At 73.0% G+C, this 25,612-nt stretch carries 25 protein-coding genes; 10 read left to right on the top strand and 15 right to left on the bottom strand.

Features of this window, described 5'->3' with window-relative positions:
* Nucleotides 1–321 (bottom strand): MauE/DoxX family redox-associated membrane protein (locus ACZ63J_RS33880; protein ID WP_465439733.1); only part of this gene is annotated, 321 nt, incomplete at its 3' end.
* An 88-nt stretch (nt 322–409) separates the two neighbouring features.
* Between ACZ63J_RS33880 and ACZ63J_RS33875 the strand changes: the two genes are divergently transcribed.
* From ACZ63J_RS33875 to ACZ63J_RS33860, 4 genes are all read left to right on the top strand, one after another.
* On the top strand, nt 410–1,240 hold the full coding sequence (locus ACZ63J_RS33875) for a glutamate ABC transporter substrate-binding protein (protein ID WP_465398829.1): 831 nt from the start codon (nt 410–412) through the stop codon (nt 1,238–1,240).
* On the top strand, nt 1,237–3,615 hold the full coding sequence (hrpB, locus tag ACZ63J_RS33870) for an ATP-dependent helicase HrpB (RefSeq protein ID WP_465398828.1): 2,379 nt from the start codon (nt 1,237–1,239) through the stop codon (nt 3,613–3,615). The genes ACZ63J_RS33875 and hrpB overlap by 4 nt, the downstream gene beginning before the upstream one ends.
* 87 nt (nt 3,616–3,702) lie before the next feature.
* A complete protein-coding gene (locus ACZ63J_RS33865; protein ID WP_465398827.1) occupies nt 3,703–4,617 on the top strand; it encodes an ATP-binding cassette domain-containing protein in 915 nt (304 codons plus the stop codon).
* The gene (locus ACZ63J_RS33860) at nt 4,614–5,396 is read left to right on the top strand and encodes an ABC transporter permease (protein WP_465398826.1); all 783 of its coding nucleotides are present in this window, start codon (nt 4,614–4,616) and stop codon (nt 5,394–5,396) included. The genes ACZ63J_RS33865 and ACZ63J_RS33860 overlap by 4 nt, the downstream gene beginning before the upstream one ends.
* 14 nt (nt 5,397–5,410) lie before the next feature.
* Here ACZ63J_RS33860 and ACZ63J_RS33855 read toward each other — a convergent pair whose 3' ends face one another.
* Entirely contained in the window at nt 5,411–6,004 is a 594-nt protein-coding gene (locus tag ACZ63J_RS33855) for a TetR/AcrR family transcriptional regulator (protein ID WP_465398825.1), read from the bottom strand.
* Nucleotides 6,005–6,102: 98 nt separating this feature from the next.
* On the opposite strand from ACZ63J_RS33855, the gene ACZ63J_RS33850 reads away from it, so the two are divergent.
* Nucleotides 6,103–6,765 carry an SDR family NAD(P)-dependent oxidoreductase gene (locus ACZ63J_RS33850; protein ID WP_465398824.1) on the top strand — a complete coding sequence of 221 codons (663 nt, stop codon included), beginning with the start codon at nt 6,103–6,105 and terminating at the stop codon, nt 6,763–6,765.
* A gap of 3 nt (nt 6,766–6,768) precedes the next feature.
* Here ACZ63J_RS33850 and ACZ63J_RS33845 read toward each other — a convergent pair whose 3' ends face one another.
* Nucleotides 6,769–7,248, bottom strand: coding sequence for a TetR/AcrR family transcriptional regulator (locus ACZ63J_RS33845; protein ID WP_465399181.1), 480 nt, complete (start codon nt 7,246–7,248; stop codon nt 6,769–6,771).
* Between the two features lie 106 nt (nt 7,249–7,354).
* Between ACZ63J_RS33845 and ACZ63J_RS33840 the strand changes: the two genes are divergently transcribed.
* Nucleotides 7,355–8,506, top strand: coding sequence for an FAD-dependent monooxygenase (locus ACZ63J_RS33840; protein WP_465398823.1), 1,152 nt, complete (start codon nt 7,355–7,357; stop codon nt 8,504–8,506).
* Here the strand turns inward: ACZ63J_RS33840 and ACZ63J_RS33835 are convergent.
* The 3 genes from ACZ63J_RS33835 to ACZ63J_RS33825 are packed head-to-tail and all read right to left on the bottom strand — an operon-like array spanning nt 8,451 to nt 11,456.
* Nucleotides 8,451–9,125, bottom strand: coding sequence for a response regulator transcription factor (locus ACZ63J_RS33835; RefSeq protein WP_465398822.1), 675 nt, complete (start codon nt 9,123–9,125; stop codon nt 8,451–8,453). The genes ACZ63J_RS33840 and ACZ63J_RS33835 overlap by 56 nt on opposite strands.
* Nucleotides 9,122–10,702 (bottom strand): sensor histidine kinase, encoded by a 1,581-nt coding sequence (locus ACZ63J_RS33830; RefSeq protein WP_465398821.1) that lies wholly within the window; start codon nt 10,700–10,702, stop codon nt 9,122–9,124. Before ACZ63J_RS33830 ends, ACZ63J_RS33835 begins: the two co-directional genes overlap by 4 nt.
* A gap of 46 nt (nt 10,703–10,748) precedes the next feature.
* The gene (locus tag ACZ63J_RS33825) at nt 10,749–11,456 is read right to left on the bottom strand and encodes a dienelactone hydrolase family protein (RefSeq protein WP_465398820.1); all 708 of its coding nucleotides are present in this window, start codon (nt 11,454–11,456) and stop codon (nt 10,749–10,751) included.
* A 27-nt stretch (nt 11,457–11,483) separates the two neighbouring features.
* Here ACZ63J_RS33825 and ACZ63J_RS33820 point away from each other — a divergent pair, with 27 nt between their 5' ends.
* Both ACZ63J_RS33820 and ACZ63J_RS33815 read left to right on the top strand, forming a co-directional pair.
* Nucleotides 11,484–11,693, top strand: coding sequence for a hypothetical protein (locus ACZ63J_RS33820; RefSeq protein WP_465311703.1), 210 nt, complete (start codon nt 11,484–11,486; stop codon nt 11,691–11,693).
* Nucleotides 11,690–12,433: a hypothetical protein gene (locus ACZ63J_RS33815; RefSeq protein ID WP_465398819.1), complete on the top strand. Its 744-nt coding sequence runs from the start codon at nt 11,690–11,692 to the stop codon at nt 12,431–12,433. Before ACZ63J_RS33820 ends, ACZ63J_RS33815 begins: the two co-directional genes overlap by 4 nt.
* Here the strand turns inward: ACZ63J_RS33815 and ACZ63J_RS33810 are convergent.
* Complete coding sequence (locus ACZ63J_RS33810) at nt 12,415–12,636, bottom strand: hypothetical protein (protein WP_465338545.1); 222 nt, start codon at nt 12,634–12,636, stop codon at nt 12,415–12,417. The two genes, ACZ63J_RS33815 and ACZ63J_RS33810, sit on opposite strands and share 19 nt — an antisense overlap.
* A gap of 8 nt (nt 12,637–12,644) precedes the next feature.
* Nucleotides 12,645–13,772, bottom strand: coding sequence for an inorganic phosphate transporter (locus ACZ63J_RS33805; RefSeq protein ID WP_465398818.1), 1,128 nt, complete (start codon nt 13,770–13,772; stop codon nt 12,645–12,647).
* Between the two features lie 229 nt (nt 13,773–14,001).
* Here ACZ63J_RS33805 and ACZ63J_RS33800 point away from each other — a divergent pair, with 229 nt between their 5' ends.
* Entirely contained in the window at nt 14,002–15,411 is a 1,410-nt protein-coding gene (locus ACZ63J_RS33800; RefSeq protein ID WP_465398817.1) for an acyltransferase, read from the top strand.
* 208 nt (nt 15,412–15,619) lie between these two features.
* On the opposite strand, the gene ACZ63J_RS33795 is transcribed toward ACZ63J_RS33800, so the two are convergent.
* On the bottom strand, nt 15,620–16,420 hold the full coding sequence (locus tag ACZ63J_RS33795; RefSeq protein WP_465398816.1) for a poly(ethylene terephthalate) hydrolase family protein: 801 nt from the start codon (nt 16,418–16,420) through the stop codon (nt 15,620–15,622).
* 183 nt (nt 16,421–16,603) lie between these two features.
* Between ACZ63J_RS33795 and ACZ63J_RS33790 the strand changes: the two genes are divergently transcribed.
* Nucleotides 16,604–17,470, top strand: a complete 867-nt coding sequence (locus ACZ63J_RS33790; RefSeq protein ID WP_465398815.1) for a lipase family alpha/beta hydrolase — start codon at nt 16,604–16,606, stop codon at nt 17,468–17,470.
* On the opposite strand, the gene ACZ63J_RS33785 is transcribed toward ACZ63J_RS33790, so the two are convergent.
* The 6 genes from ACZ63J_RS33785 to hutH all read right to left on the bottom strand — a co-directional run bounded on the left by ACZ63J_RS33785 (nt 17,454) and on the right by hutH (nt 25,532).
* Nucleotides 17,454–18,611, bottom strand: coding sequence for an FAD-dependent oxidoreductase (locus ACZ63J_RS33785; RefSeq protein WP_465398814.1), 1,158 nt, complete (start codon nt 18,609–18,611; stop codon nt 17,454–17,456). The two genes, ACZ63J_RS33790 and ACZ63J_RS33785, sit on opposite strands and share 17 nt — an antisense overlap.
* A 121-nt stretch (nt 18,612–18,732) precedes the next feature.
* Nucleotides 18,733–19,878, bottom strand: a complete 1,146-nt coding sequence (gene hutI / locus ACZ63J_RS33780; RefSeq protein ID WP_465398813.1) for an imidazolonepropionase — start codon at nt 19,876–19,878, stop codon at nt 18,733–18,735.
* On the bottom strand, nt 19,866–21,155 hold the full coding sequence (locus ACZ63J_RS33775; protein WP_465398812.1) for a formimidoylglutamate deiminase: 1,290 nt from the start codon (nt 21,153–21,155) through the stop codon (nt 19,866–19,868). The genes hutI and ACZ63J_RS33775 overlap by 13 nt, the downstream gene beginning before the upstream one ends.
* On the bottom strand, nt 21,152–22,348 hold the full coding sequence (locus tag ACZ63J_RS33770) for an allantoate amidohydrolase (RefSeq protein ID WP_465398811.1): 1,197 nt from the start codon (nt 22,346–22,348) through the stop codon (nt 21,152–21,154). Before ACZ63J_RS33770 ends, ACZ63J_RS33775 begins: the two co-directional genes overlap by 4 nt.
* The gene (gene hutU / locus ACZ63J_RS33765; protein WP_465398810.1) at nt 22,345–24,006 is read right to left on the bottom strand and encodes a urocanate hydratase; all 1,662 of its coding nucleotides are present in this window, start codon (nt 24,004–24,006) and stop codon (nt 22,345–22,347) included. The genes ACZ63J_RS33770 and hutU overlap by 4 nt, the downstream gene beginning before the upstream one ends.
* Nucleotides 24,006–25,532 (bottom strand): histidine ammonia-lyase, encoded by a 1,527-nt coding sequence (gene hutH, locus ACZ63J_RS33760; protein ID WP_465398809.1) that lies wholly within the window; start codon nt 25,530–25,532, stop codon nt 24,006–24,008. Before hutH ends, hutU begins: the two co-directional genes overlap by 1 nt.
* Nucleotides 25,533–25,612 lie beyond the last annotated feature (80 nt).

Here is a 25,612-nt window from a genome sequence, read left to right as displayed (position 1 = left end):
CTCCCTCCCAGAGAAACCCCCCAGTGTGCCTCCCCCCCCGCACCCCCACGCCTGGCCGCCCCAACCGGAAACCCCCCCACCCCCCCCCCCCCCTCCCCCCCCCCCCCCCCCTCCCCCCAGGCCGGCGAGCAGGAACAGCCCGAGCACGAGCTCGACGAGCGGCAGCGCGATGGCCACCACGTTGGCGAGTGCGTCCGGCAGCACGTCGTACGCCTTCACGGCGATCAACGTCTGCCCCGGATCCGCCAGTTTCAGCGCGCCGGAAACGAGCCAGACGGCTGCCAGCCCGAGCCGGGCGAGCGTGCCGACGGCGTCCAGCACGGGTTGGGACGGTCGCACCACGCACTTAGGCTAACGGGAGGACCTGAGAACCACGTGAGGGCACGGCGACGGCGAAGGGAGGGGCGCGATGCGGCTGCGCATGCTCCTCTGCTCGGCGTTGCTGCTGGTCACGGCGGCGGCGTGCGGTCCGGCCCAGGTCTCGCCGAGCGACTCGCTGGTCACCAGGGCCAGTGCCACGGATCACCTGACCATCGGCATCCGGTTCGACGCGCCGGGGCTTTCCGAGCGCACGGTCGACGGGCGGTTCGTCGGGTTCGACGTCGATGTGGCGACCTTCGTCGCCTCGGAACTGGGTGTCGCGGCGAAGGACATCACGTGGCGCGAGACGACGTCGGCGACGCGCGAGACGGACCTCACGTCGGGCGCGGTCGACCTGGTCGTCGCGACCTACTCGATCACGGACAAGCGCAAGCAGGTCGTGGCGTTCGCGGGGCCGTACTTCACGACCGGCCAGGACCTGCTGGTGCGGCGCACGTCCCCGGACATCACCGGGCCGGAGGCGCTCAACGCGCGGCGGCTGTGCTCGGTCACCGGCTCGACGCCGGCGCAGCAGGTCAAGGACAAGTTCGCGCAGGCCGTGCAGCTGGTCGAGTACCCGCGCTACCCGGACTGCGTCACCGCGCTGCTCGCCGGGCAGATCGACGCCGTGACGACCGACGGGGTGATCCTGGCGGGGTACGTCGCTCGGGACCCGGAGCTGCTGAAGGTGGTCGGGAAGCCGTTCTCGAAGGAGAGTTACGGCGTCGGCCTGCGCAAGGGCGACACGCAGGGGGTGGGCGCGGTCGACGACGCGATCCGGAAGATGATCTCCTCCGGCGAGTGGCTGCGCTCGCTCAACGAGAACATCGGGCCGTCCGGTTACCAGCTGCCCGCTCCCCCCGAGGTCACCGAGAAGTGAAGCTGCCCGACCTGCCCGTCCGTGCCGTGCTGCCGGACGTTCTCGCGGCGCTGGACGCCCACGGCACCGCGGTCCTCGTCGCGCCGCCCGGGACGGGGAAGACGACGCTGGTGCCGCTCGCGCTCGCCTCGGGCGCCGAAGGCCGGGTCGTGGTCGCCGAGCCCCGGCGATTGGCGGCGCGGGCCGCGGCGGCGCGGATGGCGGCGCTGCTCGGTGAGCCCGTCGGCGAGACGGTGGGTTATGCGGTGCGCGGCGACCGGAAGGTGTCGGCGCGCACGCGGATCGAGGTCGTGACGTCCGGGCTGCTGGTGCGGCGGGTGCAGGGCGACCCGGAGCTGCCGGGCGTGTCGACGGTGCTGCTGGACGAGTGCCACGAGCGGCACCTCGACGCGGACCTGCTGCTGGCGCTGCTCCTGGACGTCCGCGCCGGGCTGCGCGACGACCTGCGGCTGCTGGCGACGTCGGCGACCGTCGCGGCGGGGCGGCTGGCCACGCTCCTGGGTGACGCGCCGGTGGTGACGGCGACAGCGCGGACCTTCCCGGTGGCCATGACGTACCTGCCGCCCGCGCGGGGCGAGCGCGTCGAGGCTTCGGTGGCCCGTGCGGTGCGGACGGCACTGTCCGAAGGGGACGGTGACGTCCTGGCGTTCCTGCCCGGCGCCGGGGAGATCGCACGCACCTCCGGAATGCTGTCCTTGTCCGAAGTGGACGTCCTCCCGCTGCACGGACGGCTCTCGGCCGCCCACCAGGACGACGCGCTGCGGCCCCGCGCCCGGCGGCGGGTCGTGCTGGCGACGGCGGTGGCGGAGTCGAGCCTGACGGTCCCGGGTGTGCGCGCGGTCGTGGACTCGGGCCTGGCCCGCGTGCCGCGCGTCGACCACCGGCGCGGGCTGCCGGGGCTGGCGACGGTCCGGGTGTCGTCGGCGGTGGCCGTGCAACGCTCCGGGCGCGCGGGCCGCGAGGCGCCGGGCCGGGCGTACCGCTGCTGGGCGGAGCACGAGCAGGCGCTGCTCCCGGCGTACCCCGAGCCGGAGATCCGGACGGCCGAGCTGGCGCGGCTGGCGCTGGAGCTGGCGTGCTGGTCGACCCCCGACGGGAGTGGCCTGGCCTGGTGGGACCCGCCGGGCGAGGGCGCGCTGGCCGCGGGACGCGCGTTGCTGCGGGCGCTGGGCGCGACGGCGTCCGACGGAACGGTGACCGCTCGCGGGCGGCGGATGGCGGAGCTGGGGCTGCACCCCCGGCTGGCGCGGGCGCTGCTGGACGGCGCGGAGGCGGTGGGCGCGCGGAACGCGGCGGAGGTGGTGGCGCTGCTCGACGCGGGCGCCACGCTGACCGACGTCGAGGCCGAACTGCGGCGGCTGCGGTCCGCGACCGACGAACCCGCGCGCCGCTGGAAGCGTGACGCACAACGGCTCGCGAAGCTCGTGACCGGGAGCGGAAAGCCGGATCCCGCGCTGGTCGTCGCGCTCGCGCACCCCGAACGGCTCGCCCGGCGACGGTCCGGCGGCGGACCCGTCTACCTCATGGCCGGCGGCACTGCGGCCGAGCTCCCGCCGGGCAGCGGACTCGACGCCGAATGGCTGGCCGTCGCCGAAGCGACCCGCGACCCCGGCCGCGTCCACGGCACCATCCGGCTGGCCGCGGCCGCCGACGAACGGCTCGCCACCCGCGTCGGCGAAGTGTCCGAAGTGGACGAAGTCACCTGGGACGGCGACGTCGTCGCCCGGCGGGTCCGGAAGCTCGGCGCGATCACGCTGTCGTCGAAGCCGTTGCAGAACGCCGACGTCCACGACGCCCTCGTGACCGGCCTCCGCGAGAACGGCCTCGGCCTCCTGAAGTGGACGCAGGACGCGACCCACCTGCGCGAGCGGATGGCCTTCCTCCACCGCGTCGTCGGCGAGCCGTGGCCCGCGGTCGACGACACCGCGCTGCTGTCCGATGTGGACCGGTGGCTCGACCTCTCGAACGCCCGCCGCAAGGCCGACCTCGCGACGATCAGCGCCGGCCAAGCCCTGAAGGCACTCCTCCCCTGGCCGGAAGCGGCCAAGCTGGACGACCTGGCCCCGGACCGCCTCGAAGTCCCGTCCGGCTCCCACATCCGCGTCGACTACCGCGCCGACCAGCCCGTGCTCGCCGTCAAGCTGCAGGAGACCTTCGGCTGGACCGAGACGCCCACCCTCGCCGGCGTCCCCGTGGTACTGCACCTGCTCTCCCCCGCCGGCCGCCCGGCCGCGATCACCGCCGACCTCGCGGGCTTCTGGACCACCGGCTACCCCGCGGTGCGCGCCGACCTGCGCGGCCGCTACCCGAAGCACCCCTGGCCGGAAGACCCCGCCGGCGCCACGGCGACCCGGCACACCCGCCGCCGCACCTGACGAAAGTCGGGGGCGGTCCGCGACCGTCGTCCGATGCCCTTCTGCCCCCGGAAACCGCAGACTCCCGGAGAACGAACGGGAGGGCACATGATCACACTCAGGGGATTGACCAAGCGGTACGGCGAAAAGACCGTCGTCGACGCGCTGACCTGCGACGTCGCGCCGGGCCAGGTGACCGGGTTCCTCGGCCCCAACGGCGCCGGCAAGTCGACCACCATGCGGATGACCGTCGGGCTCGACCACCCGCAGGCGGGCGAGGTGCTCGTCGGCGGCAAGCGGTACGCCGAGCTGCGGCACCCGCTGCGCGAGGTCGGCGCGCTGCTCGACGCCAAGGCGCTGCACCCCGGCCGCAGCGCCGGGAAGCACCTGAAGGCCATGGCGCAGAGCAACGGGATCCCGACGAGCCGCGTCGAAGAAGTGCTCGCGACCGTCGGGCTTTCGGACGTCGCGGGCAAGCGCGCCGGGCAGTTCTCGCTCGGCATGGGACAGCGCCTCGGCATCGCGGGCGCGCTGCTCGGCGACCCCGGCGTCCTGATGTTCGACGAGCCGGTCAACGGCCTCGACCCGGACGGCGTCCGCTGGGTGCGGCAGCTGATGCGGTCGCTCGCCGCCGAGGGGCGCACGGTGTTCGTCTCCAGCCACCTGATGAGCGAGATGCAGCTGACCGCCGACCACCTCGTGGTGATCGGCAAGGGCAAGCTCCTGGCCGACGCGCCGGTCGCGGAGTTCATCGCCGGCAACTCGCGGACGACGGTCTCGGTGCGCGTCCCGGTCGAGGGTGAACGCGCGAAGCTCGACGCCCGGCTGCGCGCCGAGGGCGGCCTGACGCAGTCCGGCGAGCCGGGCGAACTGCTCGTGGACGGCCTCGACGTCACCCGCGTCGGCGACCTCGCGCACGAGCTGGGTGTGCGTGTGCACGGCCTCGCCGAGCGCATGGCGTCCCTCGAGCAGGCCTACATGGAACTGACCGCTTCTTCGGTGGAATACGGGGTGTCGGCATGACGACGACGGAAGTGCGCGGCGGCGGGCTGTCCGGCGCGGCCGCCGCGGAGTGGACGAAGTTCTGGTCGGTCCGGGCGACCTGGTGGTGCCTGGCCGGCGGAACGGCCTTGCTGCTGGGGTACAGCACGCTGTCCGGGATCGCGCAGCGTTTCGACGACGACCCGCAGGCGGCGAACACGATCGCCCTCGGCGGCGGCTTCTACCTGGCGCAGTTCGCGGTCATCGCGCTGGCGGCGCTGTTCGTGACGAGCGAGTACGCCAGCGGCGGAATCCGCTCGAGCCTGCTGTGGACGCCGGTCCGCGAGCGGGTCGTGCTCGCGAAGGCGGCGGTCCTGCTGCCGGTGCTCTTCGCTTACGGCGTGGTGCTTTCCTGCGCGGGCATGGCATTGGCGAGCGCGGTCAAGGACGGCCACGGCCTGCCGACGAGCTTCGCGGGCGGCTTCACGACGGCGACCGGCATGGGCGGCTACTTCGCGCTGCTGGGACTGCTGTGCACCGGTGTCGCGTGGGCGCTGCGAAGCGCGGCCGGGACGTTGGTGACGGTGATCGTGCTGCTGGTGCCGCTGCCGCTGATCGTCGCGTCGCTGGGGCTGCCGGACCTCGTGCCGTACTTCCCGGGGATCGCCGGGGTGAACGCGATGGTCGAGGCCGGGCAGCCGAACCCGATCACGATGGCGGTGGCGCCGTACGCGCCGTGGGCCGGGCTGCTGATCTGCGCGGCCTGGGCGGCGGCCGCGCTGCTCGCGGGCACCGCGGTGTTGCGCCGCCGGGACGCCTGACTTCGGAGACCTGCTCAGGCCGGCCTGAGCAGGTCTTCGACCAGCGTGTCGACCAGTCCCTTGGGGACGCTCGACCCGGTCAGGGCGCCGTAGACGATCGGGCCGACGAGGGCGTCGAGGGTCGCGTCCGGGCCGAGCTTGGGTGAGATCTCACCAGCTTCGCTTGCGCGCGTGAGCATCGCCCGCTCCCGCTCGCGGCGCGGGCCGAGGTAGCGCGTGCGGAAGCTTTCGGCGGTGCCGGGGTCGTGCTGCGCCTGGCCGATCAGCGTGAGCAGGACCTTGCCGGCGGGGTCGCGGGTGAGGAACCGCGCGAACCCACGCAGGTAGGCGCGGATGCCGTCCGCCGTGGGGTTTTCCACCGGCACGGGGAGGCGCTTCTCGCTGTCCTCGATGAGCGTGTCGAGCAGGATCTCGACCTTCGACGGCCACCAGCGGTAGATCGTCTGCTTCGCGACCCCGGCCCGGCGCGCGATCGCTTCGACGGTCAGCCCGCCGAAGCCGTGCTCGACGAGCAGGTCGTCCGCGGCGTGCAGGACGGCCAGCCGCGCGGCCTCGTCGCGCCGGTTCCCCGAGCGCGCGCGGGCGGGCTGGGAGTTCGCGGCGGCCATGCCGGGCACCCTACCCGCCGCCGAGGCCGTGATCAGGCCGCGGAGCCGTGCTACTGTCTAGACGAAACGTCTCGTCTAGACAAACCCGAGGAGCACCAATGCAAGCTCTGGTCGTCGGAGCATCCCGAGGGCTGGGTCTCGCCCTCACCACCGAGCTCGACCGCCGCGGCTGGCAGGTCGTCGTCACGACACGCGACGGCAAGCCGCCGGAAAGCGTCCCGGAGGGACAGCGGGTCGAACCGCTGGAGATGACCAGCCCCGAAGAGATTGCCGCGCTGCGCGAACGCCTGACCGGCACCCGCCTCGACCTGCTGTTCGTCAACGCCGCGGTCAACCGGGGGAACGAGCCCATCGGCGAGGTGGCCACGGACGTCTTCACCGAGGTGATGGTCACCAACGCGCTCAGCCCGATGCGGGTCGTCGAGGCGCTGCACGACCTCGTCGTCCCCGGCGGGACCGTCGCGGTCATGTCGTCGGAGCAGGGCAGCCTGACGCGGAACACCGAGCCGGGCTACGACCTCTACAAGGCCAGCAAGGCCGCGCTGAACCAGCTGATGCGCAGCTACGCCACCCGCCAGGCCGGTGACGGCCGGACCAAGCTGCTCGTCGACCCCGGCCACAACCGGACCGCGCTCGGCGGGCCCGACGCGCCCCTGACGCCCGAGGAAAGCATCCCGGCCGTCGTCGACGTCCTCGAAGCGCAGGTCGGCACGCCGGGCCTGCGGTTCCTGGACCGCCACGGCGAGGTGGTGCCCTGGTAGCCGTCAGACCCCGATGCCGGCGAGGATCTCCCGGGCGCTCTCGACCAGCGCCTCCCGCGTCGGCGCGGCGCCCGCCCCGGCGAGCGCACTGAAGATGGTGCCGTCCATCCAGTCGATGACCAGCGTCGCGTGGCGCTCCGGCTGCGTCGAGCCGTACTGCGCCAGCACCTCCGCGGCGCGGCGGCGCAGCAGCAACCCGCCTTCGTCGTACGCCGCCCGCAGCTCCGGACGCCGGGTCGCCTCCAGGGCGAACTCGTACCGCGCCAGCATCCGCGTCCGCCCCGAAGTGATCGCTTCGAACGCGTACTGCGCGATGTACTCGGCCAGCCCGCCCGGCGGCGGTGCGGCCTCGACGCGGTCCAGCGTGATGATCCGGCCGATCGTCAGCTCCAGCAGCGCCGCCCGCGTGCGGGCGTAGTACGACGTCGAGCCGACCGGGAGTCCGGCCGCACGGTCGACCGCCCGGTGCGTCAGCCCGCGCATGCCCGCCGCCGCGATCACCTCGATCGCCGCGTCGCCGATCACGTCCACCCGTTCCACCCGGCCACTCTACAGGTGTAGAGTGCTCTACAGATGTAGAGGAGGGGTCATGCACGCGGTTGTGGTCGGCGGGGGCATCGGCGGGCTGGGCGCGGCGATCGGGCTGCACCGGGCCGGCTGGGCGGTCACCGTGCTCGAACAGGCGCCGGAGTTCGGCGACGTCGGCGCCGGGATCTCCCTCTGGCCGAACGCCCTGCGCTGCCTGGACGAGCTCGGCGTCGACCTCGGTGACCGCCTCGCCGTCCAGACGCAGGCCGGGCTCCGCGACCGCCGGGGCCGGTGGCTCGCGCGCTGGGACGCCGCCGCGTTCGAGCGTCACCACGGGCGGCCGCTGACCGGGATCCACCGGGCCGACCTCATCACCGGGCTCCGCGACGCCCTGCCCGCCGCCTGCCTCCGCACCGGCGCCGAAGTCACCGAGGTGACCGAGGACGGCCTGGTCCGCTTCACCGGCGGAGAGCTACGCGCCGACCTGGTCGTGGCCGCCGACGGCATCCGCAGCCCGGTCCGCCGCGCGCTGTTCCCGGACCACCCGGAGCCGGTCTACTGCGGCAGCACGGCGTTCCGCGGCATCGCGCGGCCGGCGCGGAAACCCGGGCTGAGCACCAGCTTCGACCGCGGCACCGAGATCGGCGTGCTCCCGCTGACCGGCGACGACGTCTACTGGTGGGTCTCCTACGTCACCGAACCGGACGCCCGCCCGGCCGATCTCAAGGCGTACCTGAAGGAGCACTTCGGCGACTGGCCCGACCCGATCCCCGAGCTGATTGACACCACCCCGCCGGAAGCCCTGCTCTACCACGACCTCTACCACCTCGGCACGCCGCTGAAGACGTACGTCCGGGGCCGGGTCGCCCTGCTCGGCGACGCCGCGCACGCCATGCCGCCCTTCCTCGGCCAGGGCGGCTGCCAGGCCCTCGAAGACGCCGTGGTGCTCGCGCACGCCGTGTCCACAGTGGACTCCGTCGAGGGCGCCCTGCGGCGCTACGACGCCGAACGGCGGCCGCGCAGCCAGCACGTCGCACAGGCGTCCGTCCGCGCGGGCAGGGTCGGGCCGCAGCTGACCAACCCCGTCGCGATCGCCCTGCGCACCACGCTGGCGCGGCTCGTCCCGTCGAAGCTGGCGGCCCGCTCCGGCGCCTCGATCAGCGGCTGGCGGCCTCCGCGTCTCCCCCGACCAGCCCCGCCTCGTACGCCGTGATCGCCGCCTGCACCCGGTTCTTCACCCCGAGCCGGGTCAGGATCGTGCTCACGTGCGCCTTCACCGTGCCCTCGACGACGAAGATCTTCGCCGCGATGTCCGCATTGGACAGTCCGGAACCCAGCAGCGTCAGCACTTCCCGCTCGCGCGGGGTCAGCGCGGCGATCCGCTCGCGTGCCGCGGCGGCGCGCGAAAGCTGTCCGCCGGACAGCCGCGCGATCACCCGCTGAGCCACCTTCGGCGAGAGGAACGCGGCTCCGTCGGCGACGGCGTGGACGCCGGCCAGCAGCTCCCGCGGGTCCCCCGACTTGAGCAGGAACCCGCCCGCGCCGAGGCCGAGCGCCCGCTCGATGTACTCGTCCTCGCCGAACGTCGTCAGCATGATGACGCCGACCGCGGGCAGCAGCCGCCGGATCTCGGCCGCCGCGCCCAGGCCGTCCAGCCCGGGCATCCGGATGTCGAGCAGCACGACGTCCGGCTGCGTGCCGAGCACCTTCTCGACCGCCTCCCGGCCGTCGGCGGCTTCGGCGACCACCTCGATCCCGGTGTCCGCGCCGAGGATCGCCGCCACCCCCGCGCGCATCATCGCCTCGTCGTCGGCCAGCACGACCCTGATCACTTTGCCCCCTCGGCGAACCAGTCCTTGGACACGAGCTTCCCGTCGGCGAAACACAGCCGGTACGCGGCGTAGTCGTCGTTGAGCCACGTGCGTCCGGCGCCGTAGTACTCACACACGACCCCGGCCACCGGCGGCAGCGCCGGCTCGCCGCGCGTCGGCCGGGCGAGGCGCTGGTTTTCCGGCAGCCGCGGCACCAGGTCGGCGCGCGCCTGCCCGAGCCGCATCGCGTCGTAGGCCGGGCCGGGCAGCTCCGAGGAGTTCCACTGGTAGAGGAACACGATCCCGCCGATCGCGAGGACCAGCCCGAACAGCGCCAGCGGCACGGCGACCGCGAGGATCAGGCTCCGCCGCACGTCCCGCCGGGCCAGCTCCAGCGCGCGGGCCGACGTCGACTGCCCGACGGCGTCGTCGGCGGCCTCCCGCAGCTCCACGCTCTCCTCGACCGGCGCGGCGTCGTGCGGCAGGGCCGCGGTGACGGCGAACCCGCCTTCGCGCGGCCCGGCCTGCAGCGTCCCGCCGACCAGCCGGACGCGCTCGCGCAGGCCGATCAGCCCGCGGTGCCCGGAGGCGGCGCCCGGCAGGGGTCCGGCGGGCGGCGGCTCGTTGACCACGCTGACGTCGGTCCGCGCGCCGGTGCTGGTCACGCGCACGGTCACGGCGGCGCCGGGCGCGTGCTTCGCGACGTTGGTCAGGCCTTCCTGCACCACGCGGTAAGCCGCGAGGGCGACCATCGGCGGGGCCGCGCCGATGTCCACTCCTGCCTCGATGAGCAGGCCGGACGCCCGGGCGCGCCAGATGAGCTCGCCGAGGTCACCCTGCACGGGTTCGGTGGGCGCGGCGTCCTCGCGCAGCACGCCGATGATCTCGCGCAGCCGCTCGGTCGCGGCGGCGGCACTGGTCCGCAGCTGCGTCGCGGCGTCACGCTGGACGTCGTCGAGCCCGCCCGCGACCTCGAGCGCCGCGGCGCGGACGGCGATCAGGCTCAGCTCGTGGCCGAGCGAGTCGTGCATGTCGCTGGCGATCCGCGCGCGCTCGCGCAGCCGCGCCTGGTCGGCGACCAGCCGTTGCCGGCTCTCCATCTCCTCGGCGCGACGCCAGCCGGTGCGGGCCAGCTCGCCGCGCAGCCGGACGTACCGGCCGAGCAGCCACGGCGACAGCCCGGCGAACACCAGCATCGCGACCATCGTGGCCCAGTCGCCGACGCCGTCCGGGCCGACGACCAGCGCCAGCGGCAGCCCGGCCACCACGACGGCCGCGCCGATCAGCAGGCCGGGCCGCGCCCGGTCCATCCGCAACGCGGCGAGGTAGCTCATCGCGACCAGCACGAACACCACCCACACGGGCACGCGGTCGCGGTACGGGAACGGCACGGCGAGCGCCCCGGCCAGCGCGATCCCGAGCGAAACGGCCGGGTACCGCCGCGCGGTCGCGACCGACCCGGCGACCACGGCGAGCCCGCCGGCCAGCTCCCACCAGGACTGCGTGCCCAGGGTGTCGGTGGCGATGATGAAGGCGAGGAACGCGCCGAGGAGCACGTCCAGCACCACGCGCCACCTGCGCTTCGTCACCTCTCGCACCGCACCGAAGCTACAACCCGTGACCGGCGCGGACCACTGCCGAAAGTCAACCCTTGAGCGTGTCGAGGAACACCAGGGTCTGTGGCCAGGACAGCGCGAAGGCGTCGGCGTTGACGGCCGTCCCGTGCCGGGAGGAGTCGCTGAAGCCGTGCTCGGCGCCGGGGAAGTGCTGGGTGAACGTCGCGCCGCGCGGCCGGGACTGCAACGCCGTCTGCAGCCGGGCGAACGTCTCGTGCGAAACGACCGAGTCGGCCTCCGGGTAGGCGACGAGCACGGGCGCGGTGATCTCTGTCGACAAAGCGACCGTGTCCAGGTCGTGGTTCGGCGGCGCCGGGTCGCGGACCGTCGGGTGGTACGCCACCACCCCGGAAAGCCGCTGGTCACGGGCACCGAGCAGGAGCGCGAACCGGCCGCCGAGGCACCAGCCCATGACCCCGGCCGACGTGCAGCCGAGGTCGCCGAGGAGGTGGTCGAGCAGCACCGTCTGCTCGGCCAGGGCGGCCTCGTCGCGCAGCTCGCCGAGCTTCGCGCCGAGGTCCTCACGGGAGGTGTTGTCGGTGCTCGCGCCGTGGAAGACGTCCCAGGTCAACGTCGTGATCCCGCGCTCCGCCAGCTCGCCGGCCCAGGCCCGGACCTGCGCGCCGATGCCGGTGATCATCGGCAGCAGCAGCATTCCGGCGGACGACCCGCCGTCCGGGCGGGCCAGGTACGCGGAGAGGTCGCCGACACGGACCGTGGACGTCTCGATGCTCATGCCCCGCATGATGCATCATGATCCACCATGGCCGAGCGCACACTCGCCGAGCAGTTGGGCGGTCCCCTCCCCGAAGGCATCGAGGCCCTCGAAGAGCACGAGCGGCAGGACCTCGCCGACGCCCTGCGTGACGCACGCAGGCGGCAGGCGAAAGCGCTCGCCGAGGCGGGCGAGGAAGGCCTCCGGTACGTCCCCGCGCTGCTGCGCGGCGCGGTCCGGAAGGCGGTCGGCCTGTGACCGACTACGAGGCCGAAGCCGAGATCCTCAAGCTGGCCCGCGTCCTGGGCGTCGAGTCGGAGCGGCTCGAGTACCTCGCCCGGGTCGACGCCGTCGACCTGCGGGCGTTCCGCGACCAGGTCACCGACACGCTGTTCGACGCGAACATCGCCGTGCTGCAGCGGATGGCGCTCGCGGCTCGGCTGCTGCCCGGCGGAGTGCTCGCCAAGATCGCCGAGAAGGTGTTCGGCCCGCTGCTGTGCGCCCGGATCGCCGGGGTGGTCGACGTCGCCCGCGGGGTCGACGTCGCGAAGCGCCTGAGCCCCCGATTCCTGGCGGAGGTCGCGGCGGACCTCGACCCGCGGCGGGCGAGCGCGATCATCTCGCGCATCCCGCTGGACACCGTGCTCGCGGTGGCGAACGAGCTGGCGGGCAAGGCGGACTGGATCACCCTCGGCCGGTTCGTCGGGCACCTGCCGGACCCGACCGTGCGCCGCGCGCTCGAGGAGATCGACGACCCCGGCCTGCTGCGGATCGCGTTCGTGCTCGACGACAAGAGCCGCATCGACCACGTCGTCGGCCTGCTGCCGGCCCACCGGCTCGGCCGGCTGATCACCGCGGCCGGCACCGACGAGGACCTCTGGGTTCCCGCCCTGGACCTGCTGGGCCACCTGAACGAAGCCCGCCGAGCGACGGTCAAGCCGTTGCTCGGCGGGCTTCCGGAAGGACTGCGCGAACGCGCTCAGGCGACGATCAAGTAGATCCCGTACGCGACGATCGCCAGGCAGACGACGAAGCAGATGACCGACCCGACCAGCGGGCCGGTGCCGGAGCCGCCCGCCTCGCGGGCCGACTCGCGCTGGGACAGGCCCACCACGCCGAAGGAGAAGAGGCTCGTCAGCACCACGACCGCGACGAGCGCGACCACGAAGACGAGACCGAGGGAACCCCAATCGATGTTCACGGCGCTCCTCAGGCGTTGGCCGGCGCCTGCACGCCGGGCTCGGGCTCGGTGATGGAGTTGGCGTTGATCGGGTTCCGCCGCGACGCGAGGTAGATGCCCACCGCGATGACCACGCCGGCGATGCCGATTCCGACGGTGCCCCAGCTGCCGAGCGTCGAGACCTCGGCGGCGACCGCGCCGACGATCGCGGCGGCCGGCAGCGTCAGCGCCCAGGCCACGACCATCTTGCCCGCGACGCCCCAGCGGACCTCGGCGAGCCGGCGGCCGAGGCCCGACCCGATGATGCCGCCCGAGCAGACGTGCGTGGTGGACAGCGCGAAGCCGAGGTGGGCCGAAGTCAGGATGACCGCCGCGGCACTGGTCTCGGCCGCGAAGCCCTGCGGCGTCTGGATTTCCGTGAGCTTCTTGCCCATCGTCTGGATGATCCGCCAGCCGCCGAGGTAGGTGCCGAGCGCGATCGCGGTGCCGGCGGTCAGGATCACCCAGATCGGCGGGCCCGAGCCGGCCGGGAGCGAGCCGGACGCGATCAGCGTCAGCGTGATGACACCCATGGTCTTCTGCGCGTCGTTCGTGCCGTGCGCGAGCGAGACCAGCGACGCCGAGGCGATCTGGCCGGCCTTGAAGGTGCGGCCGACGGTGCCTTCCTTGGCCCGGGCGGTGATCCGGTAGACGAGGAAGGTGCCCAGCGTCGCGACGATGCCCGCGACGATCGGCGAGGCGAGCGCCGGGATGAGGACCTTCTCGACGACCTTCCCGAAGTGGACGGCGTCGGAGCCCGAGGCGATCCAGGTGGCGCCGATCAGCCCGCCGAAGAGGGCGTGCGACGAGCTCGAGGGCAGCCCGATCAGCCAGGTCACCAGGTTCCAGATGATGGCCCCGACCAGCCCGGCGAAGATGATCACCGGTGTCACCTTCGTGTCGTCCACGATCCCGCCGGAGATCGTCTTCGCCACCTCGATCGAAAGGAACGCGCCGACGAGGTTCAGGACCGCGGAGACCGCGACCGCGATTCTCGGCTTGAGCGCGCCCGTGGCGATCGAGGTGGCCATCGCGTTGGCTGTGTCGTGGAAACCGTTGGTGAAGTCGAAGGCCAGGGCGGCCACGATCACCACCAGCACGATCAGCGAGAAGTCCATACAGGTCTCCCGTCCCGAAGTCGGTTACGACGCTACTTCCGGGGTGCCCGCGGCCCGATCCCGAGCGTGTGACGGCTGACTGAACTCTCAATGAACCGGGAAGCGCTTCCCTGACAAGCCCGACATTCCGGACAGGGTAGGGCCAGCCCGACCTCGGAAACGGGGGTTCGTCCCAGTGTTCCGGCGCCCGCAGGCTGCGACCGTCGGACCCGGACGAGAGGGGGCCGCGATGGGCAAGCCGGTCTGGGCGGCAGTCGCGACGGCGGCGTCGGCGGTGTTGTTCTTCTTCGGAGCCGGGATGGATCCCGTGCCCGAACTTGCGTGGCTGGCGCCACTGCCGGTCCTCCTGCTCGCACCCCGCGTGCCCGGCGCGGCCGCGATGGCCTGCGCGTTCGTCGCCCACCTCGCGGGCGGCTCCCGGGACTGGAGCTACTTCTGGCACTCGCTGTCGATCCCGCGCCCGGCCGCGGTCGCGATCCTCGGCGGCAGCGCGCTGCTGTTCGCGCTGGCGGTCGGGCTGTTCCGGCTGCTCGTCCGGCGGGGCCACGGTTTTCTCGCGGCGCTGGCCGCGCCCGCGTTGTGGACGGCGGGGCTCTGCGTCGTCTCGCTGCTCAACCCGACCGGGCTGATGGACACCCTGATGACCACCCAGGCCGACCGGCCGTCCGTGCTGCGGATCGCGGCGGTCACCGGCGGCTGGGGCGTCGAGTTCCTCGTCCTGTTCGTCCCGGCCGCGGTCGCCGCCGCGCTGGCCCCGCGGGTGGGCGGCCTTACCCGGCTCGCCGGCCTGGTCTTCGTCGCCGCCGGGCTGGCCGCCCTCGCGGTCTGGACCACGCCGCCGCTCACGGGCAAGACCACCCGCGTCGCGCTCGTCGCGCCGGGGCAGAGCCACTGGGCGGTCGACGTCACAACCGCCGAGGGCCGCGCGCTCGTCCAGTCCTATGTGGACCAGATCCGCCTGCTGCCGGACGGCGTCCAGGCCGTCGTGCTGCCCGAAGCCGCCTTCGCCGTCGACACGGCGAGCCGGCCGGGCCTGGTCGAAGCCTTCGCCGAGGTGGCCCGCGCGAAGAACCTCGACGTCGTCACCGGCGTCTACGACACCGCGCCCCAGGGCCGGTTCAACGCCGCCCTCGCCGTCCCGCCGACCGGCGCGCCCGTCGAATACCACAAGTGGCACAACGGGGACTCCAAGAACATCTTGTCCGGCACCGAAACCGCACACCTCGCCGGGATCGGGCTGATGGTGTGCATGGACGTCAACTTCGCCGACCCCAGCGGCGACTACGGCGACGCCGGCACCGGCCTGGTGCTCATCCCGGCGTCCGACGAGGACACCGACGGCTGGGCCCACAGCCGCACGGCGCTGATCCGCGGGGTCGAGAACGGCTTCTCGGTCGCGTGGAGCGCGGCCCGCGGCACACCGATGCTGGCCGACGCCCAGGGCCACGTCCTCGCGGACACCCACACCGGCGACCGGCCGTTCTCGGTGGTCGTCGCCGACGTCCCGCTCGGACCGGGCCACACGCCGTACACCCGCTTCGGCGACTGGTTCGCGTGGCTCTGCGGCCTGGTCGCACTGACCGGGCTCGCCGTCGGCGCCCGCAAGGCGTCAGACGTCGAGCGCGTGGGCGTTGCGTAGCACCTTCGACCACACCGGATCCGCGCAAAGCGCGCAACCCGGTCCGCGCGCCGGCCTCTGCGACCTCGTCACGCCGACCAGACTCGCCGCCGGCGCCCGCAAAGCGTTCGACCACACCGGATCCGCGCAAAACGCGCAACCCACCCCGCACGCCGGCCTCCGCGACCTCGTCGCGCCAACCAGACTCACCGTCGGCGCGCGCAAGGCGTCAGACGTCGAGCGCGTGGGCGTTGCGTAGCACCTTCGACCACGCCGGATCGGCGCAGAGCGTGCAACCCGGTCCGAAGAAAACCCCACGCGCCTGCTGGTCACCCGCCAGCCAGTACCGGAACCACGCGGTGATCGCGCCGCGGAAGCCGCCGCCGTCGCCGGCCGGGGTGAAGTGGGTGGCCCCGGCGAGCTCGCCGTAGATCGCGGGGACGTGCGAAGCCGCGTAGTAGCGCGGAATCACCAGCAGTCCCGGCAGCACGACGACGTCGAGCTGGCCGCCGAGGAAGAGCACCGGGCCGTGCAGCGCGGGCACCGATCCGAGCGGTCCGGGCTCGATCGGGACGGTGGTGGTGACGAGCGGGTCGGCGCCCGCGGCGATGGCCCCGCCGCCGCCCTGGGAGTGCCCGGTCGCGCCGATGTGCGCGGTGTCGATCCGGCCGAAGTACCGGCTGCCGGGCCGGGCGTTCTCGGCGACGAGCGTGCGGGCGCCGTCGAGCATTTCCCGGCCGGTTCCGGAGTTCACCGTGTCGGCGGCCGCCACGACGAAGCCGTAGGACGCGAGGTGGCGCAGCAGTCCCGCGTAGACGGCGGGGACCGCGCCGGTGCCGTTGCCCCAGACGATCACCGGGTGCTGGCCGCCGCCGAGGTCGGCCGGGCGGAAGACGGTGTGGGTGGCGTCGAGGGCTTCGCTGACGACGGCGAACGGACCCGGCTGGTCCCAGCTCACCGGCGCCGCCTGCGCGGCTTGCGGAACCACCAAAGCGGCCATCATGAGCGCCACGAGCCACAGCCGTCGCATGTCTTCTCCCTGTCACGCCGTCGGAACAGTCAAGTCCATGATCGGTCGTGCGGCCGGACAGCCTGACTGTGACCCGACACAAAGAATCACCACCATCTCTGAGCGTTGTCCCAGGTCGCTTCCCGCGCTCTGTGACCGATCATGAGCTGCGTCACGTACTGACGGGTAACTGGAGGTTACGGAATGCGGGTCACCAACGGCGGTGTCAAGCGAACCCTGGCCGTGCTCGCCGCGGCGCTCACCTTCGGCGCGGTCGCGCCGGCGGTCGCCGAAGCGGCGCCGAGCAGCGGCTGGAACAACTGGTCGTGCCGGCCCACGACCCAGCACCCGGAGCCCGTCGTGCTGGTGCACGGCCTCGGCGCGAACGACACGGTCAACTGGTTCTTCCACGCGCCGAAGATCGCCGCGCAGGGGTACTGCGTCTTCTCGCTGACCTACGGCACCGGCATCCTCGGCCCCACCGTCGGCGGGCTCGCGTCCATGCGGGACAGCGCCGCGCAGCTGGGCCGGTTCGTCGACCGCGTCCGCACCACCACCGGCGCGGCGAAGGTCGACATCGTCGGGCACTCCGAAGGCAGCACGATGCCCGCGTACTACCTCAAGTACGGCGGCGGCGCGGCCAAGGTCGCGCACTTCGTCGGCTTCGGCGCGAACTACCGCGGCACCACCCTGCAGGGCCTCGACGCGCTCGCCAAGGCCCTGCTGACGACGGTCCCGGGCCTCCAGTGGGTCCTGAACACGGCGTGCGGCGCGTGCAGCGAATACCTGGCGCCGTCGGCGTTCCTGAACGACCTCTCCCGCGGCGGGGTGCACGTGGCCGGGCCGACGTACACGAGCATCGTGAGCCGGTACGACGAGGTCGTCACGCCCTACACGAGCGGCATCCTGAACGAACCGGGCGCGACGGACATCGTCCTGCAGGACTTCTGCGCCGCGGACGCGTCCGGCCACCTGAGCCAGGCGATCGACCCGAACGTCACCGGGCTGATCCTGCACGCGCTCGACCCGGGCTACTCGCCGAAGTGCACGCCGTTCACGCTCCCGCTGTGAGCGGGTTCTGCCCGAGGTAACGGCGCCCGTTCTCGGCGGACTCCCGCACCGCGGCGAACCCGTAGTCCCGCATCGCGGATTCGTAGCCCGCCACGGCTTCGAGCAGCGAGGTCCCGGCCAGCGCGGACGCCAGCACCGCACCATCGCGCAACGCGGTGTTGGCGCCCGCGCCCGCGGCCGGGCTCATCGCGTGGATCGCGTCGCCGACCAGCGTCACCCGCGACGGCTCCCACGGCCCGATCGGCACGCTCGTGCGGATCGGCTGCGGGAACGTCGACGGGACATCCCAGTGCCCGACCATCGCCCGCGCGAGCGGGTGCCAGCCGTCGACCAGCCGCAGCGCGACCTTCTGCAGGTCACCGGGGGTCAGCTCCGCGAGCCCCGCTTCGTCGTGACCGACGGTTTCCCAGCGGGCCCCGACCGAGCAGGTCATGTACGGCTCGTCGTCGCGCAGCCGCAGGCCGGGCACCAGCCGCCGGCACGCGTCGGCGACCGGCTCCGGGTAGTCGACCGGCGCGAACCCGGCCATCGTCCGGTCCGGCCCGACCATCATCGAGAACACCGCGAACATCTCGGGCTCGAACAACGCGCGGGTCCCGGCGGTGAGCGGGATCCGGCCGTAGAGGTGCACCAGTCCGGCGTCGACGACCTCGGCGTGCGGCAGGTACTGCCGCCGCACCGGGGAGTTGACGCCGTCCGCGCCCACCAGCAGGCTGCCCCGGGCGGAAGTCCCGTCGGCGAAATGCGCTGTCACGCCGTCTTCGTCGGTTTCGTAGCGCGTGAATCGCTTGCCGTAGGAGACTTTCTGGCCGTGCAGCAGGATCTGCCGCAGGGTGAAGCGGTTGATGTTCAGGTGGACGCCGTCGTCCACCAGCCGCCTGACCAGCCGCAGCCGGTCGTCGTAGATGTTCGTGTGCGGCCGGGCCCGGCCCGCGGTGGCGCGGAAGAGCGCGTGCAGGTCCGGGCTCAGCACGTCGTGCAGTGCCGTGTCGCCGACTTCGCCGATGTGCAGCCGGTAGCCCTGCTTCCGGGTCTCCGGCGAGTCGTCGCGTTCGTAGACCTGGCACGAAATTCCGGCCCGGCGCAGGCCGTGCGCGAGGCTCAGGCCACCGAGACCGGCACCGATGATGATCACAGACACAGCTGTCCCTTCGTCGCTTGCGAGGAAGGGACGCACAGGTAAGCCTGACTGCTTCGAAATCACAGCGCCGCCCGGACTAACCCATACCGGACTGTGTCTTCGCGCGTCCTCGCCTTCGACGTTAGCGCACGAGATCTCCCGCGCGCCACACCATTCTGGTGAGCGGCACGCCGGGGCGGTACGCCAGGTGCGTCACCGAAGGCGCGTCGAGCACGTGGACGTCCGCCCGCGCGCCCGGCCGCAGCACGCCGACGTCGCTGCGGCGCAACGCCTTCGCGCCGCCCGCCGTCGCCGCCCACACGGCCTCTTCGACCGTCATCCGCATCTGGAGCACCGCGGTCGTGACGCAGAAGGCCATCGACGTCGTGTACGAGCTGCCCGGGTTGGCGTTGCTGGCCAGCGCGACCGTCGCGCCCGCGTCGAGCAGCCGCCGCGCCGGGGCCAGGGACTGGCGGGTCGACAGGTCGCACGCGGGCAGCAGCGTCGCCACGGTGTCCGACCCGGCCAACGCCTCGACGTCGGCGTCCGAAAGGTACGTGCAGTGGTCGACGCTCGCCGCGCCCAGCTCCACCGCGAGCCGCACGCCGGGGCCTTCGCCGAGCTGGTTGCCGTGCACCCGCAGGCCGAGCCCGCGTTCCGCCGCGGCCTTGAGGACCCGCGCCGACTGGGCCTCGTCGAACGCGCCGGTCTCGCAGAACACGTCCGCCCAGCGCACGCTTCCCGCGACGGCGTCGAGCATCTCGCCGCACACCAGGTCCACATAGGACTCGGCGTCGGCGCCCGGCGGGACCAGGTGCGCACCGAGGAACGTGACCTCGTCCGCCACCTCGCCCGCGATCCGGGCGCTCCGGGCCTCGTCCGCGACGGTGAGCCCGTAGCCCGTCTTCGTCTCCAGGCAGGTGGTGCCCTGCCGGGCCGCTTCGTCGACGTGGCGCCGGAGGTTGGCCGCCAGCTGCTCGTCGGACGCCTCGCGCGTCGCGCCGACCGTCGTGGCGATTCCACCCGCAGTGTAAGGCTTTCCGGACATCCGGGCTTCGAACTCGGCGGTGCGGTCCCCGGCGAAGACGAGGTGCGTGTGGCTGTCGACCCAGCCGGGCAGCACCGCGCGGCCTTCGACGTCGATGTGCTCGTCGGCGTCCGGCGCGCTCGCCGTCGGCCCCACCCAGGCGACCCGGGTGCCGTCGAGCACCAGGGCCGCGTCGGTCAGCCGGCCCAGCTCCGGGTCGTTGGTCGTCAGCTCGCCGATTCCCGTGATCAGGACTGCCACAGTGCCTCGATCTCCTTAGCCAGCACGGTTCCCGGTCGTTCGATCAGCTGGTGCGCGCCGTCTCGCACGACCTCGCGGCCCGCGACGACGACGTGCCGGACGTCGGCCCCGGACGCGGCGTACACGATCCCGGACGGCTCGATCCCCGCGGTGCGCACCGAACCCAGCGACACCGTGACGAGGTCCGCGCCCGCGCCCGCCTCGAGCCGCCCCACTCCGGCCCAGCCGACGGCCGCGTGGTCCGTCCCCGCCTCGAGCAGCTCCTCCGCGCTGAACCGGCCGCGTTCCTCGCTGGCCAGGCGGTCGTCCAGCTCCAGTGCGCGGGTCTCTTCGAAAGCGTCGACAACGGCGTTGCTGTCGCTGCCGACACCCAGCCGCACACCCGCGTCGAGCAGGGCGCGGGCCGGGCCGATGCCGTCACCGAGGTCGCGTTCGGTGGTCGGACAGAAGCACGCACGAGCCCGGGCCCCGCCCAGGTGCGTGATGTCCGACGGCGTCAGGTGCGTGGCGTGCACGGCGACCAGCCGGTCGGTCAGCACGCCTCGGTCGTGGAGCAGCTCGGTCGGCGTGCGGCCGTAGGCGGCCACGCACTGCTCGTTCTCGGCCCGCTGCTCGGAAAGGTGGATGTGCACAACGCGCGCACTGTCCACAAGCGACAGCTGGTCGGCCGGAACGGCCCGGACCGAGTGGATCGCCGCGCCGGCCCGGAACAGGTCGTCTTCCTTCAGCGCCGAGACCCGGGCGGCCCAGTTTTCCGCGGAACCGTCGGAGAACCGCTGCTGGACCTCGTCGGGCTCAACCCCGATGCCGCCCGCGAGGTAACACGTGTCGAGCAGGGTGAGCCGGATCCCGGCGTCCGCCGCGGCCTGCCGCAGCGCCTCCCCCATCGCGTTCGGGTCGGCGTACGGCTTCCCGTCGGGACCGTGGTGCAGGTAGTGGAACTCCCCGACGCTCGTGTAGCCGCCCAGGACCATCTCGGCGTAGACGCCGCGCGCCAGCCGGTAGTAGCTGTCCGGATCAAGGCGCGACGCGAGCGAGTACATCCGCTCACGCCACGTCCAGAACGTGCCGCGCTCGTGGTGCGTCCGGCCGCGCAGCGCCCGGTGGAACGCGTGCGAATGGCCGTTCGCGAACCCGGGCAGGGTCAGTCCATTCAGGACAGTGCCGGTGTGCGGTGAGTCTGGCGTCACCGCCTTGATCTCTTGTCCCGACACGTCGATCCGCACTCCGGAAGCGATTCCGCCGGGCAGCCAGGCCTGTTCGCACCAGTAGGTCATCGCGCCAGCTCCTCCAGCGCCGTGGCCAGCGCCCGCGCCCCGGCCTCGACGTCCGCCGCCTCGGCGAACTCCTCCGGCGAGTGGCTGATGCCGGTCGGGTTGCGCACGTAGAGCATGCCTGCCGGGACGAACCCGGCGAGGATCGCCGCGTCGTGCCCGGCGCCGGTCGGCAGCTCCGGCACCCCGCCGAGCCAGCCGCCGAGGGCGTCGCGGAGGGTGTCGTCGAACACGACGTCGCCGGAGTACGACTCGCGCGTCACCTCGACCCGGCAGCCCTCCTCCCGCGCCGCGTCCGACGCGGCCCGGCTGATCTCCGCGACCAGCGCCGGCGTGCCCTCACCGGGCACCCGCGCGTCGAGCCACAGGTCCACTGTGGACGCGATGACGTTGGTGCCGCCGGGTGTCGGGACCAGCCGGCCGACGGTCGCCCGCGCGTCCGGCACCTTCGCGGCCAGCCGGCGGACGGCGGTGACCGTGGCCGCGGCGGGCAGCATCGGGTCCACGCGGTCGGCCAGGAGCGTCGCCCCGGCGTGGTTTCCCTGACCGGAGAAGGAGAACCGCCACCGGCCGTGGGCGATCACAGTGCTGCCGACGGCGACGGGCGCGCCGAGGTCGATCAGCCCGCGTCCCTGCTCGACGTGCAGTTCGAGGAACTGCCCGATCCGGTCGAGCCGCTCGGTGTCCGGCCCGATCCGCGCCGGGTCGATCCCTGCCTTCTTCGCCGCCTCGGCGAACGTGACGCCGTCGGCGTCCCGCAGACCGCGTGCCTTGTCGGGGTCGATCGTCCCGGTGAGCAGCCGCGAGCCGAGGCACGGGACGCCGAAGCGGCCACCTTCCTCTTCGGCGAAGACCACCACGGCGAGCGGCCGGCGCGGCCGGAAGCCCTTTCCCTGCAGGGCTTCCACGGCGGCCAGCGCGCTGACGACGCCGAGCGGGCCGTCGAACGCGCCGCCGCCGGGCACCGAGTCGAGGTGGCTGCCGGTGACCACGGCGTTGCGGCCCGGCGGCCCCCACCAGGCCCAGATGTTGCCGTTGCGGTCGGTCTCGACGTCCAGCCCGAGGCCGAGCGCGCGGTCGACGAACCACTCGCGCAGGTCGTGCTCGGGCGCGTCGAAGGCGTGGCGGGAATACCCGCCGCGCTTCGGATCGCGCCCGACGTCGTCGATCTCTCCCAGCAGCCCGGAGGCCGTCACGCGTCGTCCCGCATCGGGATGCGCACACCGCGTTCGTCGGCGACCTCGGCCGCGCGGTCGTACCCGGCGTCGACGTGCCGGATGACACCCATGCCCGGGTCGTTCGTGAGCACCCGCTCGAGCTTCTGCGCGGCCAGCGACGTCCCGTCGGCGACGCTGACCTGGCCGGCGTGGATCGACCGGCCCATGCCGACCCCGCCGCCGTGGTGGATCGACACCCAGCTGGCGCCCGAGGAGGTGTTGACCAGCGCGTTGAGCAGCGGCCAGTCGGCGATCGCGTCGGAGCCGTCGGCCATGCCCTCGGTCTCGCGGTACGGCGACGCGACACTGCCGGAGTCGAGGTGGTCCCGGCCGATGACGACCGGCGCCTTGAGCTCGCCGCTGGCGACCATCTCGTTGAACCGCAGGCCGGCCAGGTGCCGCTCGCCGTACCCGAGCCAGCAGATGCGGGCCGGAAGTCCTTGGAAGGCAACCCGTTCGCCGGCCAGCTTGATCCAGCGGGCGAGGGATTCGTTCTCCGGGAACAGTTCCAGCATCGCGCGGTCGGTCGCCGCGATGTCCTCCGGGTCACCGGAGAGCGCGGCCCAGCGGAACGGGCCGTTGCCCTCGCAGAACAGCGGGCGGATGTAGGCGGGCACGAATCCCGGGAAGTCGAACGCGCGCTCGCAGCCGCCGAGCTTCGCCTCGCCACGCAGGGAGTTTCCGTAGTCGAAGACCTCCGCGCCCTTGTCGAGGAAGCCGAGCATGGCCTCGACGTGGTCGGCCATCGACTCACGCGAGCGGTCGGTGAACTCGTCGGGCTTCTTGGCCGCGTAGTCGTGCCAGTCGGCGACGTCGACACCCTTGGGCAGGTAGGAAAGCGGGTCGTGCGCGGACGTCTGGTCGGTGACGATGTCGACCTCGACCCCGCGGCGCAGCAGCTCGGGCAGCACCTCGGCGGCGTTGCCGACGACGCCGACGGACAGCGGCCGCTTCTCCTGCTTGGCCTTGGTGACCCGGGCGATCGCGTCGTCGAGGTTGTCGGCGACCTCGTCGAGGTAGCGGTGCTCGACGCGGCGGTGCGCGCGCTGCGGGTCGCACTCGACGACCAGCGCGACCCCGTCGTTCATGGTCACCGCGAGGGGCTGGGCGCCGCCCATACCGCCGAGACCGGCGGTGACGGTGAGCGTGCCGCGCAGCGAGCCGCCGAACTTCTTCTTGGCGACGGCGGCGAACGTCTCGTAGGTGCCCTGGAGGATGCCCTGGGTGCCGATGTAGATCCACGAGCCGGCCGTCATCTGGCCGTACATCGTGAGGCCCTGCTGCTCGAGGCGGCGGAACTCGGGCCAGGTCGCCCAGTCGCCGACCAGGTTCGAGTTCGCGATGAGCACGCGCGGCGCCCACTCGTGCGTGCGGAACACGCCGACCGGCTTGCCGGACTGGACGAGCAGCGTCTCGTCGACCTCCAGCGCGGTCAGCTCGCGCGTGATCGCGTCGAAGCTGGGCCAGTTGCGGGCCGCCTTGCCGGTGCCGCCGTAGACGACCAGGTCCTCGGGACGCTCGGCGACCTCGGGGTCGAGGTTGTTGTGGAACATCCGCAGCGCGGCTTCGGTCTGCCACGACTTGGCGGTGAGCTGGGTGCCGCGGGCGGCACGGACTACGCGGGACTCGTGGTTCATCAAACCTCCAGACGGGCGGCGTCGAGGACGGCGCCGGAGCGGACGAGTTCTTCGGCGGCCGCGATCTCGGGCGCCAGGTGCCGGTCGGGGCCGGGGCCCGCGACCTGGGTGCGGAGCAGGTCCCGGACGCGTCCGGTGACCGGGGACGGTTCGAGCGGCTCGCGGAAGTCGAGCGCGCGGGCCGCCGTGAGCAGCTCGATGGCGAGGACCGTCGTCAGGCCGTCGACGGCCTTGCGCAGCTTGCGCGCGGCCGACCAGCCCATGGAGACGTGGTCCTCCTGCATCGCGCTGCTCGGGATGGAGTCGACGGACGCGGGCACGGCGAGCCGCTTGAGCTCGCTGACGATCGCGGCCTGCGTGTACTGCGCGATCATGTGGCCGGAGTCGACGCCGGGGTCGTGCGCGAGGAACGGCGGCAGGCCGTGCGAGCGCGCCTTGTCGAGCATCCGGTCGGTGCGGCGCTCGGCGATGCTGGCGACGTCGGCGACCGGAATGGCCAGGAAGTCCAGCACGTACGCGACGGGCGCGCCGTGGAAGTTGCCGTTGGACTCGACGCGGCCGTCGGCCAGCACGACGGGATTGTCCACAGCGGACATCAGCTCGCGCTCGCCGACGAGCTCGGCGTGCGCGAGGCTGTCCCGCGCGGCGCCGTGGACCTGCGGGGCGCAGCGCAGCGAGTAGGCGTCCTGGACGCGGTTGCAGTCCGGGCCGCGGTGGCTCTCGACGATCTTCGACCCCTGCAGCGCCGCCCACATCCGCGCGGCGGACGTCGCCTGGCCGGGGTGCGGGCGCAGCGCCTGCAGGTCGGCGGCGAACGCGCGGTCGGTGCCGAGCAGGGCTTCGACGCTCATTGCGGCGGTGAGGTCGGCGACGTCGAAGAGCCGGTGCAGATCGGCGGCGGCGAGCAGGAGCATGCCGAGCATGCCGTCGGTGCCGTTGGTGAGGGCGAGGCCCTCCTTCTCGGCGAGGACGACCGGCTCGATGCCGGCTTCCTTCAGCGCGTCACCCGCGGGCTTGGTCACGCCGTTGTGGACGACTTCGCCTTCCCCCATCAGCGCGAGCGCGACAGCGGCGAGCGGGGCGAGGTCACCGGAGCAGCCGAGCGAGCCGTACTCGTGGACGATCGGGGTGATACCGGCGTTGAGCAGGGCCGCAAGCGTTTGCGCGGTGCCCGGCCGGACGCCGGTGTACCCGCTGGCGAGGGTCCGCAGCCGCAGCAGCATGAGCCCGCGGACCACCTCGGTCTCGACGGCGGGCCCGGCCCCGGCGGCGTGCGAGCGGATCAGGCTGCGCTGCAGCGCGGTCCGGCTCTCGACCGGGATGTGACGGGTCGCGAGCGCGCCGAAGCCGGTCGAGACGCCATAGGTGGGCGTGACGGCGTGGGCGAGGTTCTCGATGTGCTGGCGGGTCGCGGCGAGGTTCTTCTCGGCCGCGTCACCGAGCCCGACGGGCGCGTGGCCCCGGACGACGTCGACCACCTGGGCGGCGGTCAGGGGTTCCGAACCCAGGAGCACTTTTTCCGGCATGGGGTCATTGGACTACGTCCTTCCCGCTGGTGGGATGCCTCAACGGGTGGTTGTGTCTGGGATTCCAGACGTTAGGCTCG

It is taken from the genome of Amycolatopsis sp. NPDC104863, assembly GCF_055582965.1.
The sequence above is the reverse complement of the archived record's forward strand: the minus strand, read 5'-3'. Positions and strand labels throughout refer to the sequence as shown.